The following is a 17195-nucleotide window of genomic DNA, read 5'->3' on the forward strand; positions in this document are numbered from 1 at the left end:
CAAGGACTGATGACCATGCGCACCAGCCGCGCCGCACTCACCGTCGTCGTCACATCGCTCGCCCTCGCGCTGACCGCCTGCGGTCAGAGCGGCGAGGGAGGGAGCAAGGAGGAGAAGAAGGGCGGCAAGGGCTCCACCGTCGGGATCGCGATGCCGACCAAATCGTCGGAACGCTGGATCGCCGACGGCCGCAACATGGTCGCCGAGTTCAAGAAGCTCGGCTACAAGACCGACCTCCAGTACGGCGAGGACGACGTCGACCAGCAGGTCTCCCAGATCGAGAACATGATCACGAAGGGGGTCGACGTCCTTGTCGTCGCCTCCATCGACGGCCGGGCGCTGGGGGACGTCCTCGGCCAGGCAGCCGACCAGGGCATCAAGGTCATCTCCTACGACCGGCTCATCCTCGGCAGCCCGAACGTCGACTACTACGCCTCGTTCGACAACGAGAAGGTCGGCGTCCTCCAGGCGGCGTACCTCATCGACAAGCTCGGCCTGAAGGACGGCGCCGGCGACGAAGGCCCGTTCAACATCGAGCTGTTCGCCGGCTCGCCGGACGACAACAACACCCGCTACTTCTTCCAGGGCGCCTGGAAGACCCTCAAGCCGTACATCGACAAGAAGCAGCTCGTCGTCAAGAGCGGCCAGACACAGCTCGACCAGGTCACCACGCTCCGCTGGGACGGCGGCACCGCGCAGCGGCGGATGGACGACCTGCTCACCAAGTCCTACGGCTCCGACGACGTCGACGCCGTGCTCTCGCCCTACGACGGCATCTCCATCGGCATCCTGTCCGCCCTGAAGTCGGACGGTTACGGCACGGCCGCCAAGCCGTACCCGCTCGTCACCGGCCAGGACGCAGAGGTCGCCTCGGTCAAGTCGATCATCGCCGGGCAGCAGACACAGACCGTCTACAAGGACACCCGCGCGCTGGCCAGGCAGGCGGTGCAGATGGCCGACGCCGTACTGAACGACAAGAAGCCCGAGGTCAACGACGAGAAGACGTACGACAACGAGACCAAGGTCGTCCCGGCCTATCTGCTGGACCCGGTCAGCGTCGACAAGGCCAACTATCAGTCCGTCCTGGTCGACTCCGGCTACATCAAGGCGAGTGACCTGTGACCGCACCCGTCCTGGAGATGCGCTCCATCGGCAAGACCTTCCCCGGGGTGAGGGCGCTCTCCGATGTCACGCTCACCGTCGCGCCGGGGGAGGTGCACGCCATCTGCGGGGAGAACGGAGCGGGCAAGTCGACGCTGATGAAGGTCCTCAGCGGCGTTCATCCGCACGGCAGTTACGACGGCGAGATCCTCTTCCAGGGCTCACCCTGCGCCTTCAAGGACATCGGGGCCAGCGAGGCCCGCGGCATCGTGATCATCCATCAGGAACTCGCCCTCGTCCCGTACTTGTCGATCGCCGAGAACATCTTCCTCGGCAACGAGCACGCGAGGCGCGGGATCATCAGCTGGAACGAGACCCTGAAGCACGCCGCCGCGCTGCTGAAGAGGGTCGGGCTCACCGAGCACCCGGGGACCAGGGTCGCCGACATTGGTGTGGGCAAGCAGCAACTGGTGGAGATCGCCAAGGCCCTCGCCAAGGAGGTGAAGCTGCTCATCCTCGATGAGCCGACCGCCGCGCTCAACGACTCGGACAGCGCCCAACTCCTACTTCTCATAAGGGAATTGCAGGCCCAGGGCATCACCTCCATCATCATCTCGCACAAGCTCAACGAGATCGCCGAGGTCGCCGACTCCGTCACGATCCTCCGTGACGGCCGCACCATCGAAACCCTCGACGTCAGAGCCGATTCGACCACCGAGGACCGCATCATCCGCGGCATGGTCGGCCGCGACCTCGACCACCGCTTCCCCGAACGCACCCCGCACGACGGGGACCCCGGGGCGCGGCCCGCGCTGGAGATCCGCGACTGGACCGTGCACCACCCGATCGACCAGCAGCGCAAGGTGGTCGACAACGTCTCGATCCATGTCCGCCGGGGCGAGATCGTCGGTATCGCGGGGCTGATGGGCGCGGGCCGCACCGAACTCGCGATGAGCGTCTTCGGGCGCTCCTACGGCCGCAACATCAGCGGGACGGTCTTCAAGGACGGCCGGGAGATCCGTACGAGAACCGTGCCCGAGGCCGTGGGGCACGGCATCGCGTACGTCACCGAGGACCGCAAGCAGTACGGGCTCAACCTCATCGACACCATCAGCCGCAACATCACCCTCAGCGCCCTGCCGAAGGTCGCGCGGCGCGGCATCGTCGACGAGCACGAGGAGACCCGCGTCGCCGAGTCCTACCGCACCGGCATGAACATCAAGGCCCCGACCGTCTTCGAGCAGACCGGCCGGCTCTCCGGCGGCAACCAGCAGAAGGTCGTCCTCAGCAAGTGGATCTTCGCAGGACCCGATGTGCTCCTGCTCGACGAGCCGACCCGCGGGATCGATGTCGGCGCCAAGTACGAGATCTACACCGTCATCGACCGGCTCGCCGCACAGGGCAAGGCCGTTGTCTTCATCTCCTCCGAACTCCCGGAGCTGCTCGGGATGTGCGACCGCGTCTACACCATGGCGGCCGGCCGGCTCACGGGCGAGATCCCACGCGCGGAGGCGACCCAGGAAGTCCTGATGCGCCACATGACCAGGAACACGAGGTAGACGACATGGGTCCGGCCACCACCGACCTCTCGAAATCCCCGGGCGACAAGGCCCGGGGCGGCCCGCCGCGGCCCGACCGCCCGCACTCCTCCGCCACCCGCGATCTGCTGCTGGACGCGGCGCGGCGCAACATGCGGCAGTACGGGATGCTCATCGCGCTCGCGCTGATCGTCGTGCTGTTCCAGATATGGACCGACGGCGTCCTTCTCAAGCCCAACAACGTCACCAACCTGGTTCTCCAGAACAGCTACATCCTGGTGCTGGGCATCGGCATGATGATCGTCATCATCGCCGGCCATATCGACCTCTCCGTCGGCTCCCTCGCCGCGTTCGTCTCCGCCGCGTGCGCGGTGATGATGGTCGAGCACGACATCCCGTGGGTCCTCGCTCTCGTACTCGGCCTCGCCATCGGCGCGGTGGCGGGCGCCTGGCAGGGCTTCTGGATCGCATACGTCGGCATCCCCTCGTTCATCGTCACCCTCGCCGGGATGCTGCTCTTCCGCGGCGGTACCCAGATCTTCCTCGGCTCACGCTCGCTCGGCCCGTTCCCCGAAGGCTTCCAGAAGATCTCCACCGGCTACCTCCCGGAGATCGGACCGGCCACCAACTACCACAATCTGACGCTGCTGTTGGGGCTGGCACTGCTCGCGTTCGCACTCCTCCAGGAGGTCCGGGACCGGCGCCGCCAGAAGGAGTACGAGCTGGAGGTCCTGCCCCGTAACCTCTTCCTCACCAAGTGCGTGGCGCTCGCCGCGGCGGTCCTCGCCTTCACCATGACGCTCGCCAGCTACCGCGGTGTCCCCGTCGTCCTGCTGCTGCTCGCCGCGCTGCTCATCGGTTTCGGCTACGTCATGCGCAATGCCGTCGTCGGCCGCCATGTGTACGCGCTGGGCGGCAACCGCGCGGCGGCGAAACTCTCCGGCGTGAAGGACCGGCGCGTCACCTTCCTGGTCTTCGTCAACATGGGCGTGCTGGCCGCGCTCGCCGGGATCGTCTACGCGGCGCGCCTCAACGCGGGTGTCCCGCAGGCCGGCGTCAACTTCGAACTGGAGGCCATCGCGGCGGCGTTCATCGGCGGCGCGTCGATGAGCGGCGGCGTCGGCACGGTGTTCGGCGCCGTCATCGGCGGACTTGTCCTCGGTGTCCTCAACAACGGCATGTCCCTGGTCGGCATCGGTACCGACTATCAGCAGGTCATCAAGGGTCTGGTGCTGCTGGCCGCCGTCGGGTTCGACGTCTGGAACAAACGCCGGGTGGGTTCCTGACGGCCCGTCGGCCGCTTCGGGAAGTTCAGGTCGCCGACGGGTCGAGGGGGATCGTGAGCGAGGAGGCACCGTGCAGATCCAGCCACGCGGTGTCCTTCCCCCGGACCAGCCGGATCACCACCTCTTCGCACCGCGGGCACCGGGCCACCAGACCCGGTGCCCGGTCGTAGACACGGAGTTGGGCCACCGGGCCCCGGCGGCCGCACCCGGCGCAGCTGCCCACGGCCCCGGTCAGATCGACCGCGAAGATCTCGGAGAGCGGGCCGCCCAGCATGTTGCCGTCCTGGTAGGCCTCGTCGGAGACCTCGTCGCGCGTGCGATTGACGTTCATGTCATCCTCCACTGGGGCCGAAGCGTTCGGTCCTGATCCGGGCGGGGTCGTGGCCGAGACCGGTCAGGAGCGTCGCGGCGTTCTCGACGAAGCCAGTCGGCCCGCACACGTAACAGCGGGGGCGCTGATCGGCGGGCCAGCCCGCGCGCACCAGATCCTCGGCCGTCAGCCGGCCCACCGGCCTGTGGTGTCCGGGCGGCGCGGCGCGTGTGTAGAGATACTCCGTGTCGAGGCCGGGCTCCCCGCGGAGCAGTTCGGGCACATACAGCTGATCGTCCGGCTCGCGCACGGAGTAGAGCAGACGGAACGGCGCGCGCCCGCCCACCGCGCCACGCGTGCGCACCATCGACATCAGCGGCACCACTCCCGAGCCGCCGCCCACCAGCAGCACGGGCTCGGCCTGCTCCGGCCGCCAGACGAACCAGCCGCCGATCGGACCGCGCAGCTCAACCCGGTCACCGGGGACCATGACATCCATCAGATACGGCGACACCTCACCGTCCCCCACGCGCTGGACCGTCAGCTCCACGCGGTCACCGTCCGGCGCGGACGCCACCGAGTAACTGCGCTGCGTGCTGTACCCGTCCTCCGCCGTGAGCCGTACGTCGACGTGCTGGCCCGCCAGATGCGCCGGCCAGCCGGGCACGTCGAACACCAGCGTCCGGGCCGTTGCCGACTCCGCCCGCCGGCCGACCAGTTCGGCCACCAGCCAGCGCAGCGGTGCGCTCACCATCAGTCCCCCTGATAGCGCTGCTCGCGCCACGGATCTCCGTACGAGTGGTAGCCCAGGCCCTCCCAGAAGCCCGGCTCGTCGTCGAGCAGCAGCTCGATCCCGCGCACCCACTTCGCGGACTTCCACAGATACAGGTGCGGGACGAGCAGCCGCGCCGGGCCGCCGTGCTCGGGGGCCAGCTCCTCACCGTCGTAGCGGTGGGCGATCCACGCCTTGCCGTCGAGCAGGTCCTCCAGCGGGAGGTTGGTCGTGTACCCGCCGTAGGAGTGGACGAGTGCGAAATCGGCGGCCGTCTCGACGTCCTCCATCAGGCTGTCGAGCGAGACCCCCTCCCAGTGCGTCCCGAACTTCGACCACTTCGTCACACAGTGCAGGTCGACCGTCGGCGTCTCGGCGGGCATCGCCATCAGCTGTGCCCAGTCCCAGGTGTGCCGGGCGCCCGCCTCGGTGGTGAGGGTGAACTCCCACTCGTCGTGCGTCACGCGTGGTGTGGGTCCGGCGGACAGGACGGGAAAGTCATGGACCTCGTACTGTCCGGGCGGCAGTTTCCGGCCGGGATCCGGCCTTCGGCCGTGGAACCCGCGCGAGATGATCGCCATGGCGGGACTTCCTTCCTCCGCCCGGACGCTGGACAAGCGCGGTCGGGAGCACGGTCCGGACAGCCTCAGACCAGCGTAGAGGCGCGGGACCGGGTCGGCGACGCGAGACCTGACCCCGCCCCGCCCCACCCCGGCCCGCGACCGTGCTGTGCGCCTACTCGAACCGCGCCGGGTCGCCCGCCCCCCTGCGTACGATCTCCGGCTCACCTTCGGAGAAGTCGATGACGGTGGTCGGCTCGGTGCCGCAGTCGCCCGAGTCGACCACGACATCCAGCACATGGTCGAGCCGCTCCTTGATCTCCCAGCCCTGGGTCATCGGCTCGCCGTCGTCGGGCAGCAGCAGCGTGCTGGAGAGCAGCGGCTCCCCGAGCTCCGCGAGCAGCGCCTGGGCGACGACATGGTCCGGGATACGGACACCGACCGTCTTCTTCTTCGGGTGCAGCAGCTGACGCGGCACCTCCCTGGTCGCCGGCAGGATGAACGTGTAACTGCCGGGCGTCGCCGCCTTGATCGCGCGGAACACGTCGTTGTCGATCTGCACCAACTGGCCGAGCTGCGCGAAGTTCTGGCAGACCAGCGTGAAGTGGTGACGGTCGTCGAGATTCCGGATGGACCGGATCCGGCTGATGCCGTCCCGGCTGCCCAACTGGCAGCCCAACGCGTAGCAGGAGTCCGTCGGGTACGCGATGAGCGCGCCGGACCGGATGCTCTCGGCCACGCTGGTGATCGTGCGGCGCTGGGGGTTCTCGGGGTGTACGTCGAAATACTTGGCCATTGGCCGAGCTTAGGGGGTGTCTTCCCGATCGGGCCGGACGAGGGAGCGGGTCGCCGCGGAGTGGTCTCCGTTCCCCAAAGAATTGGTATGGACCTTTTCACGGAGGGTGCGCTGCCCGTAGCCTCTGCGCGGCGGCGTCCTCGTAACCGCACTGCCCTGGGCGGCAGTTGTGGATGGGCGCCGGTCCCATGAACGTCTGTCCCCCACGCACCGTTCAGGAGTGAAGCAACAGTGTTGAGAAGAGGCACCACGGCCGTCATGGCCGCCCTGCTGCTGGTCTGCGGTCTGCTCGTCGCCGCGCTGCCGGCCGCCGCGCAGTCCTCCCGGAGCGCGAGCGGCCAGGGCGCGACGGGTGAGGCGCGAGGCGGGCACCACAAGCCGCGATTCGTCGTCAGTGAGGCCCAGTTCGAGCGGATGTTCCCGGACCGGGACCCGTTCTTCACGTACGACGGTCTCATCGAGGCCACGGAGGCGTACCCCGGCTTCGCGAAGACCGGCAGCCGCACTACCCGCAAGCAGGAGGCGGCGGCCTTCCTCGCCAACATCAGCCATGAGACCGGCGGCCTGTTCTACGTGGTGTCGCAGAACCCCGAGATGTATCCGGTCTTCTGCGACGACACCCAGCCCTACGGCTGCCCGGCCGGCCGGGACGCCTACTACGGGCGCGGCGCGATCATGCTGAGCTGGAACTTCAACTACAAGGCGGCGGGCGACGCGCTCGGTCTCGATCTGCTCAACAATCCGTGGCTGGTCGAGACCGATCCGGCCGTGGCCTGGATGACCGCGCTCTGGTACTGGAACACCCAGTCCGGGCCGGGCACGATGACCGGGCACGACGCGATGGTCGACAAGAAGGGCTTCGGGCAGACGATCTGGAGCCTGAACGGATCCGCCGAGTGCAACGGCGGCAATCCCGCGCAGATGGAACACCGGGTCGAGCTCTACCAGCAGTTCACACGCGTACTGCGGACCCCGCCGGGCCGCGATCTCACCTGCTGAGAAGCCCGTGCACCGCTGTCCGGCCCGGTGGGCCCAGGGCCGGACAGCGGTCGCCGGTGTGACGATACGCACGTTGCCTGCGGCGACCTGCTTTGCCTAATGTCCGCTTATGCCCAAGATTCGTAGGTTGCCGCGATACGCCGTGGCCGCGCTCGCCCTCGCCGTGACGGTGCCGGGCGTGGCATTCGCCGCGGCGCAGACGCCCGACAGCCCGGCCCGTGCCGCCGCCGCGGCGCCCGCCGCAGCGCACGCCGGCGTCGAGGGCGCGATGCGCGAGGCGCTGGACGCGCTGCCGAAGAGCGACGGACGCTACACGGTCGCCGTCGCGGACCTCGACGGCGGGGGAGCGGCCGTCTACGGCGGCGGCTCCGGCGCCTACGACACGGCCAGCATCGTCAAGGTCGACATCCTCGCGGCGCTCCTGCTCCACGCCCAGGACCGCGGGGAACCCCTCACCGCGCCGCAGAAGAAGCTGGCCGCCGCGATGATCCGGCACAGCGACAACGGCGCGACGGAGAAGCTCTGGAAGGCCGTGGGTGAGACGGACGGCCTGAACGCCGCCAACAAGCGTCTCGGCCTGAAGGCCACCCAGGGCGACAAGGACGGCCACTGGGGCCTGACCCGCACGACGGCGGCCGACCAGACGCTCCTCCTGGAGGCCGTCCTCGGCGACGCCCACTCCCCGCTGACCGCCCAGTCCCGCGCGTACCTGCGGGCGCTGATGAGTACGGTCGAGCCCGACCAGCGGTGGGGGATATCCGCCGCCGACGACGGCAAGGGGCCCGCCGCCGGGCCGGCGCTGAAGAACGGCTGGCTGGCGCGCAGCGCGACGGGGCTGTGGGACGTCAACAGCATCGGGCGCGTCGAGCACGACGGCCACACGCTGCTCGTCGCGGTCCTGTCCGACGGACAGCGCACGTACAAGTCCGGCATCGACCTGGTGGAGCGGGCCGCGGAGACGGCCGTGAAGGCGTTCGTCAAGGCGGAGTAGGCGGAGTGGGCCGGGTCCGGCGCGGAAGCTGCGCGTCGGCGCGGAGGCTACGCGTCCGCCTTGAGCAGACCGAGGCGGAGCAGACTCTCCGCCGTGGCCGTGACGGTGTCCGCGCTGGAGCGCGGGTTCCAGCCGAGCACGCGCCTCGCCCGCTCGCTGCTGAGATGGCGGATCTTCCCGACGTTCTCGGCGGTCTCGCGCATCTCGGGGTCGGTCTCGGCGGCCCGGCGGACCGCGTCGTCCGGCAGGACACCGGTCGGCACCAGCCGCGCCGCCTCGCCCAGGCGCTCGCGCAGGATCATAGCGATGTCGTGCATCGACACGGCGTCCCCGGCGGAAGCGACGAACCGCCGGCCGGCCGCCTCGGCGCGGGTCATGGCGCGGAGGTGGAGGTCCGCCGCGTCACGCACGTCGACGACCCCGAAATACAGGCGCGGAGCGGCGGGGAGGTCCCCGTTCATCAGCATGCTGATGATGTTGATGGAGCTCGCGTGGTCCGGACCGAGCACAGGACCGAAGATCCCCACGGGATTGACGACCGCCAGCTCCATGGCGCCACCCTCATCGGCCATGAAGTCCCAGGCCGCGCGCTCGGCCAGCGTCTTGGACTTGATGTAGGGGGCGACGTCGTTGTCGACCTCCGTCCAGTCGTCCTCCGTGAAGGGCCGGTCGGTCTGCGGGTGGCCGTAGCCGACCGCGCCGAACGAGGAGGTGACGACCACGCGGCGGACACCCGCGTCGCGGGCCGTGCGCAGCACACGGAGTGTCCCCTCCCGCGCGGGCACGATCAGGTCGTCCTCGTTCTCGGGGCGTCGCGGCGGGAAGGGCGAGGCGACATGCAGGACGTAGTCGCAGCCCGCCATGGCCTCCCGCCAGCCCTCCTCCGACGTCAGATCCGCGACGGCGAAGGACAGCGCGTCCCCGGGCGTGACGCCCGCCGCCCCGACATGTTCCCGTACACCGCTCTCCCGCGCCGGATTCCGTACGGTGGTGCGTACGCGGTACCCCTGATCAAGGGCCTGCGCCAGGCATCGGGTGGCGAGGAAACCGGATCCACCGGTCACCAGGACCGTCCTGCCGCTGTTGTCGCTCATGTCATCCTCCGGTGCGCCTGGCGTGAACGTGTGTCGCTGTGCGTTCACGCTAGGTCTGACCAGCGGATTCGTCCTGTCCCCGGTACTACCCGGCTGAGCGGTGGGCCTTCCGCGAGCTGCGGTCAGCGGCGGGCGAGCTGGCGCTCGCCGCTGGGGCCCGGCTCGTAGGGGAGGTCGTAGTGGGAGAAGACGGCCTTTTCGTCCTCGGCGGGCAGCACATCGTCCGTGCCCATGGACGGTGCGCCCTTCACCACCGATCTCTCGTAGTTGACCCTGACGTAGCCCGGCCCCACCACGGCTCCCGAGAGCGGGACGAAGACCAGGCGGTGCCGGGTCGGCATGCCGACCAGCACCGTCGCGACGGACGGCTCGTCGGTACGGGTGTCGACGTAGACCGCCTCCAGCGAACCGATCTTGCGGCCGTCGGGGTCGACGACGGCCTGCGTACGCCACTCGCGGATGTCCACGGAATCGATCATGTCGGCTCTCCTCCTCCGGTGGCCTCGCGATCGGGCCCACCCGTGCGTGTACCCCGCCCGGCTCCGTCATCGTGACCGACGGCGCGACGGGCGGCCACTCGAAGGCGCCAGGGGGACGACGCGGGCGGTGTGCGGGCGGTGTGCGGGCGTCCGGACGGGTGACGGGCCGGTCAGGCCGCTCCCGCGTAGGACTCCCCGCCGTACGCAAGCTCGCTCGCCAGCAGCGCCGCGCCCACGACCCCCGCACGCGGGCCGAGCTCGGACATGACGATCGGCAGATTGCCCGTGGCCAGCGGCAGCGAGCGTTTGTACACGACGCTGCGGATCTCGGCGAGCAGCGGATAGCCGAGCCCGGTCAGACCGCCGCCGATCACGATCATCGACGGATTCATGAAGCTGACCAGTGTGGCGAGCACCTGCCCGACCCGGTGGCCGCCGGCCCGGACGAGGTTGACGCTCGTGTTGTCGCCGCCGTCCGCGCACTCCGCGACGTCCAGGGCGGTCAACTCCCCCCGCTCGGCGAGCCGTTCGGCGAGAGCGGGCGACTGGCCCGATGTCGCGGCCGCCGTGGCGTCCCTGGCCAGCGCCACCCCGCCGAAGTACGCCTCCAGACAGCCGGTGTTCCCGCAGGAACAGACGGGCCCGTCCGACTCGGCCTCCACCTGGACATGCCCGATGTCCCCGGCGCAGCCCTCCGCGCCCCGGTAGATACGGCCGTGGTGCTGCATGCCCGAGCCGATACCGCTGCCTATCTTCACGAAGAGCAGATGGTCGACGGTCTTCGCGACCCCGCTGTGCTGCTCCCCGAGGGACATCACGTTCACGTCGTTGTCGACCACGACGGGGCAGCCGTGCTCGCCGGCGAGGGTGTCGCGTACGGGATAACGGTTCCAGCCCACCATGATCGGCGGCGAGACCGGGACGCCCTCCCGGAACGAGACCGGTCCCGGCAGTCCGATCCCGATCGCGTCGAGCCGCGTGTAGTGCCCCTCGTCGGCCATCTCGCGCAGGAGCTCGCTGACGCGGCCGAGCACGGCGACGGGCCCGGAACGGATGTCGGCGGGCTCGGAGCAGGCGGCCACCGGTGCGAGCGCGCCGTCGGTGATCTCGATGTCGATGGAGCTGGCGCCCAGATCGACGGCCGCGAACCGCAGCCCGGGGTCGAGCTGTACGAGGGTGGAGCGCCGCCCGCCGCGCGAAGCGGCGGGGCCCGCCTCACGGACCCGCCCGGCGGCGACCATCCGGTCGAGCTCGCCGAGCAGCCGCGGACGGGGAACCTCCAGCCGGTCCGCGAGCTGGGCGCGGGAGAGCGGGCCGTTGTCGCGCAGCAGACTCAGCACGCGGTACTCGATGTTCACGGGCTCACTTCCTCTCGACACCTGGGTGCGGGCGACTCCCGGTAACTTTTTCACAGATCGCCGAAAGTTGTCGCCCTGTTGACGGAACCTGTCATGACGGGCGCGGGGAACGGCGCCCCGGCGGAGTCCGGACACAGAGCCGCCCCGCCGGTGAGAGCGGGGCGTGGAGGCGGGGCAGCCCTGTCGGTCCCGGCGTCAGCCGATGGCGCCTCCCTTCAGGGCCCGCGCGTCCCGTGCGAGGGCCGCGCCCGCCGCGCTGTCCGGCACGAGGGCGGCGTCGCCCGCGTATCCGGCGAACGACTCCAGTACGGCCGCGGCCTGACTGGTGCGTCCCGCGTCGGCGTGCGCCTCGGCCTGGCCGAGCCGTACGGTCAGCCGCTGCTGTCCCTGCGCCGTGATCAGGCCGTCGGCCCGCAGCTGGGTGATCAGCGCGCGGATGTCCGCGTAGGAGGTACGGGTGGTGAAGGCCACCGTCCTGGTGGTGGTGTTGCCGGCCTTGTCGCGGGCCCTGACCGTGAGGTCGTGGTTCCCGAGCGGCAGCCGCCACAGTTCCAGCGCCTGGCCGGAGTTGACGGCCTTGCCGTCGACCGTGGCCGTGACGGTCGCCCCACCGGAGACCGCGTCCGTGGCAGAGAAGACCGGTGTCGGCCGCTTGGAGTCCCCGTAGACGCCGTCGGCGTCGATACCGGTGGCCGTCACCGTGGGACCGGTGCGGTCGATCCGTACCGTGAGCGAGCCCACATCGGAGACGTTGCCGCCGTTGTCGGTGGCCCGGTAACGGACCGTCGTGGCGCCCTCCTTGGAGAGCGTGAGGGCCGCGTTGGCCGACTGCCAGGTGGCTCCGTCGTCGACCGAGTACTGACGGCTGGCGACCGTTCCGTTGTCGGTCGCCGCGACCGTGAGCGACACGTTGCTGGTGTACCAGCCGTCGTCACCGTTCGGCCGGGGCGGGTTGAGTGTGGCCGTGACCTTGGGGGCGGTCTTGTCCGCGACGCCCGCGCCCTGGAAGGTCAGCGAGTCCAGCTCGACACCGCCGGAGCTGGTGACGAAGACCTCTCCGGTCCCCGAAGGGGCCTTGTCCAGCGCGGTGGTGACGGTCTGCCAGCCCTCGCCGGCCGGTACCGGCACCGTCGCGAACGGCTCCGCGTCCGCCGAGCCCCAGCGCAGCGCCAGCGTACCGGCGCCGCTCGCACGGGTCTTGACCCCGTTGATCCCGGCGAACGACACCGGGTCGTACGCGATCCAGTCACCCGCGTCGAAGGAGGTCAGCTTCCGCTGTCCCGACGCCGTGGTGTCGTCCGTGATCGTGACACCCTCCGCGGAGTCGTAGTGCTCGCCCTGCGTCAGCGCCGGGTTGAGCACCACTTGGGCGTCACCGGTCGCCGCCGGCACGCCTCCCGCGCCCTTGTCGGTGTAGGTGATGCCGAGGACGCCGAAGACGTTCTCGGTGTCACCGTGGCCCGCGTCGGCCGGGGTCGCGACGCCGCCCGTGCAGCCGGTACCGCTGTTGACCGGGTGCCCGTGCTGGTTGTGCCCCAGACCGAAGGTCCACGCGACCTTGGCGCAGTCCGGCGTGGTGCCGTCCTCCGGGTCCTCGACGGCTATGCCGTACGGCACGGCGTCGCCCCAGTTGAAGAACCCGCCGTCGGGCGGCGAGGTGATCCGTACCGTCGGCGCCGTGTTGCCCACGGTGATCTGACGGCTCGTCAGCCCGGACTTCCCTTGCGGGTCGGTCACCTTGAGCCGGGCCTGGAACTGCCCGTTGTCCGGATACGTACGGTCGACCGTGGGCCCGGTGGCGTCGAAGGTGCCGTCGCCGTCGAGGTCCCACTGGTAGGTGAGCTCGCCGTTCTCCGGGTCGCTGGAGCCGGTGGCGCTGAAGGAGACCTCCAACGGGGCCTGGCCGGACGTCTTGTCGGCCTTGATCACCGCGGTAGGAGCCTTGTTGCCCTCGGCGTAGTCGATCCGGTAGAGACCCGCGTCGGGGTTCTGCCGGAAGAAGCCGTCGCCGTAGTCGAGCACGTAGAGCGCGCCGTCAGGACCGAACTCCAGGTCCATCGGGTTGTCCCACTGCGGGATGCCGTTCTGCGAACGCTCGCTGTTGGGCAGCACGTTCTCCAGCTTGCTCACCGGTCCGTCGGGACCGTCGAGCGTGAGCGCGGCCACGTAGTCCTGGGAGAACTCCCCGAAGAACGCCTTGCCGTCCCAGTACTCGGGGAACTTGCCCGGCGAGGGGTTGTCCGCGTCGTAGTGGTAGACCGGACCGCCCATCGGGGCCTGGCCGCCGGGACCGCCCGGACCGCGGAAGGAGGTCAGCTCGGGCCACGGCTGGTCGGTGTCCCTGTCGCCGTACCAGAGCGTGGCCGGCGCGGACGCGGGCAGCTCGGTCAGACCGGTGTTCCAGCGGGAGTCGTTGACCGGCTTCGCGCAGTCGAAGGCGGGGCCGGGCGTGAGGGTGGCGAAGTCGAAGTCCCTGTAGGGCTTGGTGTTGTCACCCGTGCAGAACGGCCAGCCGCTGTTCAGGGGCTTGGTCGTGGTCTGCCACTCGACGTACCCCATCGGGCCGCGGTTCGGGTCGGCCGTACCGGCGTCGGGGCCGTAGTCGCCCCACATCACGGCGTCGGTCTTCTGGTCGACCGCGAGCCGGAACGGGTTGCGCAGACCCATCACGAAGATCTCGGGACGCGTCTTGGCCGTGCCCGGCGCGAAGAGGTTGCCCTCCGGGATCCGGTATCTGCCGTCCTCCTGGACGTCGATCCGCAGGATCTTGCCCCGCAGGTCGTTGGTGTTGCCCGCGCCACGGCGCTCGTCCAGCCCCGGGTTGTAGCCGGCCGCGTCGTTGATCGGGGTGTAGCCGTTGACGTTCGGGCCCGACGCGGGAGTGTTGCCGCCCGTCGCGAGGTAGAGATTGCCCTTGCTGTCGAAGTCCACGTCACCCGCGACATGGCAGCACTGGCCACGGTTGGAGTCGACGCGGATGATCTCCTGCGCGGTGGAGAGGTCCAGCTTGTCGCCGGTCCACTTGAAGCGGGTCAGGGTGTCGTACCCCTCCCACTGCTTCCAGTACGCGTCGGTCTGCCCGGCGGGCAGCTGCTGGGGTGCGGAGCCGGTCGGGGTGTTCAGCGGCGGCGAGTAGTAGAGGTAGACCCACTTGTTGGTGGCGAAGTCCGGGTCGAGCGTGACCGTCTGCAACCCCATCTCGGAGTTCTGGTAGACGTCGACGTGGTTGACGACCTTCGTGACACCGGTACCGGGGTCGGTGAGCCGGAGATCGCCGTTGCGGGCGGTGTGCAGGACTCGGCTGTCGGGGAGGACGGCGAGGTCGATCGGCTCGCCGGTGTCCTTCGTCAGGGTGACTTTCTCGTAGTTCGACCAGTCCAGGGCGTGTTCGTGGCCCGGGTGCGCCTGGGCGGCGGGCGCGACGGCCACACCGCCCAGCGCGGGCAGTGCCACGAGCAGGACCCCTGTCATCAGGCGTCTCAGTGTGCGGTGCACGGTGATGCGTCTCCTCGGTCGCTTGCGGTAAGGAGTGCGGGAGGCAGGGTGGACGGAACAGGCCAGGAGCCTCAACGCGCGGAGGCGCCTGGCCCGTTGTCCGGGGGGAGGCTCGGGTCAGCCGAGCAGTCCCTTGAGCGCCGTGAAGCTGCGCTCCGCCGCGCCGAGCGAACCCGGCGGATTGGGCAGGGTGTTGGGCGCGGTGTCCTGCTCCCAGATGCCCACGTGCGAGGCACGCGGCCCGATGTCGCGGACGAACTTCTCGTACGGGAGGTCGCCGGCACCGAACTCGACGATGTCGAATCCGTTGGCGTTCGCCGAGTTGGCGTCGCCGTCCTTCATGTGGAACAGCGGGTAGCGGTAGGGCTGGTTGCGCACGTACGCGGCCGGGTCGAATCCGGGCCAGCGGTACTGGCCCACGTACGCCCAGTAGATGTCCAGCTCCAGATAGACATGGCGCGGGTCGGTGTTCTTGAGGAACACGTCGTACAGCCGGACCGACGGCTGGTCCGTCGCGAACGCGAACTCGCCCGCGTGGTTGTGCTGGTAGAGCTTCAGACCGCGCGCGGTGGCCGCGGCGCCCCAGACGTTGAACTCGTCGGCGGCGGCGCGGTAGCCCGCGACGGTGTTGATGTTCGACGGCGCGTTGGCCGTGCCCAGGTGGGGCATGCCGAGGATCTCGGCGGCGTCCAGTTCGCCCTGGAGGTTCGAGCGGAGGTTGCCGATGCCGACGTGACTCCCGACCGCGCGCAGCCCGTTGTCGTCGAGCAGTGTGCGGATCTCCGGGAGGGTGATCTGCCGGCCCAGGATGGAGGTGCTCTGGGTGTACCCGGCGAACTCGATCTCCTGGTAGCCGATCCGCGCCAGCTCGGCGAGGACGACGGCGAAGCCGAGCGAGCTGACCTTGTCGCGGATGCTGTAGAGCTGGATGCCGATCCGGTCCTTGGGGATGGACAGATTGCTCCGCCCGGCGGCGGGGGCCGGGGCCGCGGACGCCGTGGCGGCTCCGGCGACGGAGGCGGCGGCGAGGGCGACGGTCGTGCCCGCGGTGGCGCGCAGGAAGTCCCTGCGGTCGAAGGACTTGCGAATATGGCTCACGGTCACTCCTGGGAATGAGGAGAAGAGGGTAGGACCGGGGGCGCGCGCGACCGGAGCTGCTGCTCTGCGGTGCGCGCGCCGCGACGGCGGAGGGGCGGCGTGGCGAGTGCGCGTCGGCGGGTGTTCCGGCCGGTTGACCGGCGGGAGGGGGAAGGTCGCCGAGCGGTGGGGGAGGAGGAACGGCGACGGGGGCGGTCGCCGTTTCCTGCCGGGTGTGTCGCTACGGGTGCCGTTGGCGGTGCGGATGGTGATGCGAATCGCGGTACGGACGGTGGTGCGTGCGGGTGTGCGGTTGGAATGCCGCCTCGGAGTGCGCCTGGAGACGCCACGGTTGGGTGCCGCGCCGCGTGTGCGGCCCGGTGTCAGAGCCTGGACTTGCCCGCTTCGTGGGCGTCGGCCCGAGCGGCGGCGGCACGCTCGGCGGCCTTCTCGGCGAGGTCGGCGCCACGGTCCTGCGGCGCGGCCTTCTGGGCCGAACGGGAGGCCGACGCGCCGGCGTCGGCGGTCTCTCCGGTGACCGTGCCACGGACACGCGCCGACTCGCCGACGACCAGGACGGGGTTGTTGCCGGTCGCGGTGAGCGAGCCGCGCACGATCGAGTTGTCGAGCACGGCGTTGGCGGTGTTGTCGGTGACAGTGAGGTTGCCGCCGAAGTACGAGGCGCCCGTGCAGTTGCCGAGCAGGCCCTCGCCACCGATCTGGAGAACGTCGGCGTTGCCCGAGTACTTCGCGGCGCCGTACACCTCGCCGGCGCAGAACACGCCGCCGAGGGTGTTGTTGTTGACGGTGAGAGCGCCCTTGACGGTGGAGTCGTACACGTCGGTGTACTGGTTGCCCTCACCGGTCACCGAGCCGGTCAGGGTGCTGCCCGAGACGTACAGCTCGCCGGCCTCGCTGTTGATGCTCCCGCCGACGGTCGAGTCGACCGTGTAGAGGAATCCCTCGGTGGTCTCGACCGACTTGAGGCTGGACTTCTCCAGGTGCGCGCCGAACGCGGACTCGGTGGTCAGCGTGCCCTTCACGGTGGTGTCGGTGAGGTCGAGGTAGGCGTCCTCCTCGACGGTGACCGCGCTGTTGAAGGTGGCGCCCGCGGCGACGAGGTCGGCGCCGGCCTCGACGGTCACCGTGCCCTTGACTCTGGTGCCGGTGAGGGTGCATGACTTCCCGGCCGGTACGACCAGGTCGTTGGTGACAGTCACGGCCCCGCCGTCACCGACGCAGGTGGTGTAGAGAGCGGCCTGGGCGGAGCCGGAGAAGGCCACCAGGCTCCCGGATGCCACCAGTGAGGCCGTGGCGATGAACGTACGGATCTTCATGT

General features: G+C 69.8%; 15 protein-coding genes. 5 read left to right on the forward strand and 10 right to left on the reverse strand.

What is annotated here, in order from left to right; genetic code table 11:
* Nucleotides 1-15 precede the first annotated feature (15 nt).
* The 3 genes from chvE to mmsB are packed head-to-tail and all read left to right on the forward strand — an operon-like array spanning nucleotide 16 to nucleotide 3925.
* Nucleotides 16-1122, forward strand: coding sequence for a multiple monosaccharide ABC transporter substrate-binding protein (gene chvE, locus OIE74_RS37295; RefSeq protein WP_443076398.1), 1107 nt, complete (start codon nucleotides 16-18; stop codon nucleotides 1120-1122).
* Nucleotides 1119-2660, forward strand: coding sequence for a multiple monosaccharide ABC transporter ATP-binding protein (mmsA, locus tag OIE74_RS37300; RefSeq protein WP_329391834.1), 1542 nt, complete (start codon nucleotides 1119-1121; stop codon nucleotides 2658-2660). The genes chvE and mmsA overlap by 4 nt, the downstream gene beginning before the upstream one ends.
* Nucleotides 2661-2665: 5 nt before the next feature.
* Nucleotides 2666-3925, forward strand: coding sequence for a multiple monosaccharide ABC transporter permease (mmsB, locus tag OIE74_RS37305; RefSeq protein ID WP_329391837.1), 1260 nt, complete (start codon nucleotides 2666-2668; stop codon nucleotides 3923-3925).
* Nucleotides 3926-3950: 25 nt separating this feature from the next.
* On the opposite strand, the gene OIE74_RS37310 is transcribed toward mmsB, so the two are convergent.
* From OIE74_RS37310 to OIE74_RS37325, 4 genes are all read right to left on the reverse strand, one after another.
* Complete coding sequence (locus OIE74_RS37310; protein ID WP_329391839.1) at nucleotides 3951-4256, reverse strand: DUF6510 family protein; 306 nt, start codon at nucleotides 4254-4256, stop codon at nucleotides 3951-3953.
* 1 nt (nucleotide 4257) lies between these two features.
* The gene (locus OIE74_RS37315) at nucleotides 4258-4989 is read right to left on the reverse strand and encodes a ferredoxin reductase (protein ID WP_329391841.1); all 732 of its coding nucleotides are present in this window, start codon (nucleotides 4987-4989) and stop codon (nucleotides 4258-4260) included.
* Nucleotides 4989-5588, reverse strand: coding sequence for a sulfite oxidase-like oxidoreductase (locus OIE74_RS37320; RefSeq protein WP_329391844.1), 600 nt, complete (start codon nucleotides 5586-5588; stop codon nucleotides 4989-4991). Before OIE74_RS37320 ends, OIE74_RS37315 begins: the two co-directional genes overlap by 1 nt.
* Before the next feature lie 154 nt (nucleotides 5589-5742).
* Entirely contained in the window at nucleotides 5743-6363 is a 621-nt protein-coding gene (locus tag OIE74_RS37325; protein ID WP_189105857.1) for an L-threonylcarbamoyladenylate synthase, read from the reverse strand.
* A gap of 231 nt (nucleotides 6364-6594) precedes the next feature.
* Here OIE74_RS37325 and OIE74_RS37330 point away from each other — a divergent pair, with 231 nt between their 5' ends.
* Nucleotides 6595-7362, forward strand: a complete 768-nt coding sequence (locus OIE74_RS37330) for a chitinase (RefSeq protein ID WP_329391848.1) — start codon at nucleotides 6595-6597, stop codon at nucleotides 7360-7362.
* A 109-nt stretch (nucleotides 7363-7471) separates the two neighbouring features.
* Nucleotides 7472-8353 (forward strand): serine hydrolase, encoded by an 882-nt coding sequence (locus OIE74_RS37335; RefSeq protein WP_329391850.1) that lies wholly within the window; start codon nucleotides 7472-7474, stop codon nucleotides 8351-8353.
* 47 nt (nucleotides 8354-8400) lie between these two features.
* On the opposite strand, the gene OIE74_RS37340 is transcribed toward OIE74_RS37335, so the two are convergent.
* From OIE74_RS37340 to OIE74_RS37365, 6 genes are all read right to left on the reverse strand, one after another.
* Nucleotides 8401-9447: an SDR family oxidoreductase gene (locus tag OIE74_RS37340; RefSeq protein WP_329391852.1), complete on the reverse strand. Its 1047-nt coding sequence runs from the start codon at nucleotides 9445-9447 to the stop codon at nucleotides 8401-8403.
* Nucleotides 9448-9569: 122 nt separating this feature from the next.
* Nucleotides 9570-9926 (reverse strand): PRC-barrel domain-containing protein, encoded by a 357-nt coding sequence (locus OIE74_RS37345; protein ID WP_329391855.1) that lies wholly within the window; start codon nucleotides 9924-9926, stop codon nucleotides 9570-9572.
* Between the two features lie 170 nt (nucleotides 9927-10096).
* Entirely contained in the window at nucleotides 10097-11305 is a 1209-nt protein-coding gene (locus tag OIE74_RS37350) for an ROK family protein (protein ID WP_443076329.1), read from the reverse strand.
* A 174-nt stretch (nucleotides 11306-11479) separates the two neighbouring features.
* Complete coding sequence (locus tag OIE74_RS37355) at nucleotides 11480-14779, reverse strand: PQQ-dependent sugar dehydrogenase (RefSeq protein WP_329391862.1); 3300 nt, start codon at nucleotides 14777-14779, stop codon at nucleotides 11480-11482.
* Nucleotides 14780-14896: 117 nt separating this feature from the next.
* Nucleotides 14897-15877, reverse strand: coding sequence for a sugar phosphate isomerase/epimerase family protein (locus tag OIE74_RS37360; protein WP_329391864.1), 981 nt, complete (start codon nucleotides 15875-15877; stop codon nucleotides 14897-14899).
* Nucleotides 15878-16239: 362 nt separating this feature from the next.
* Nucleotides 16240-17193: a hypothetical protein gene (locus OIE74_RS37365; RefSeq protein ID WP_329391866.1), complete on the reverse strand. Its 954-nt coding sequence runs from the start codon at nucleotides 17191-17193 to the stop codon at nucleotides 16240-16242.
* Nucleotides 17194-17195: the final 2 nt, after the last annotated feature.

It is taken from the genome of Streptomyces sp. NBC_01716 (assembly GCF_036248275.1).
Taxonomy (GTDB): domain Bacteria; phylum Actinomycetota; class Actinomycetes; order Streptomycetales; family Streptomycetaceae; genus Streptomyces.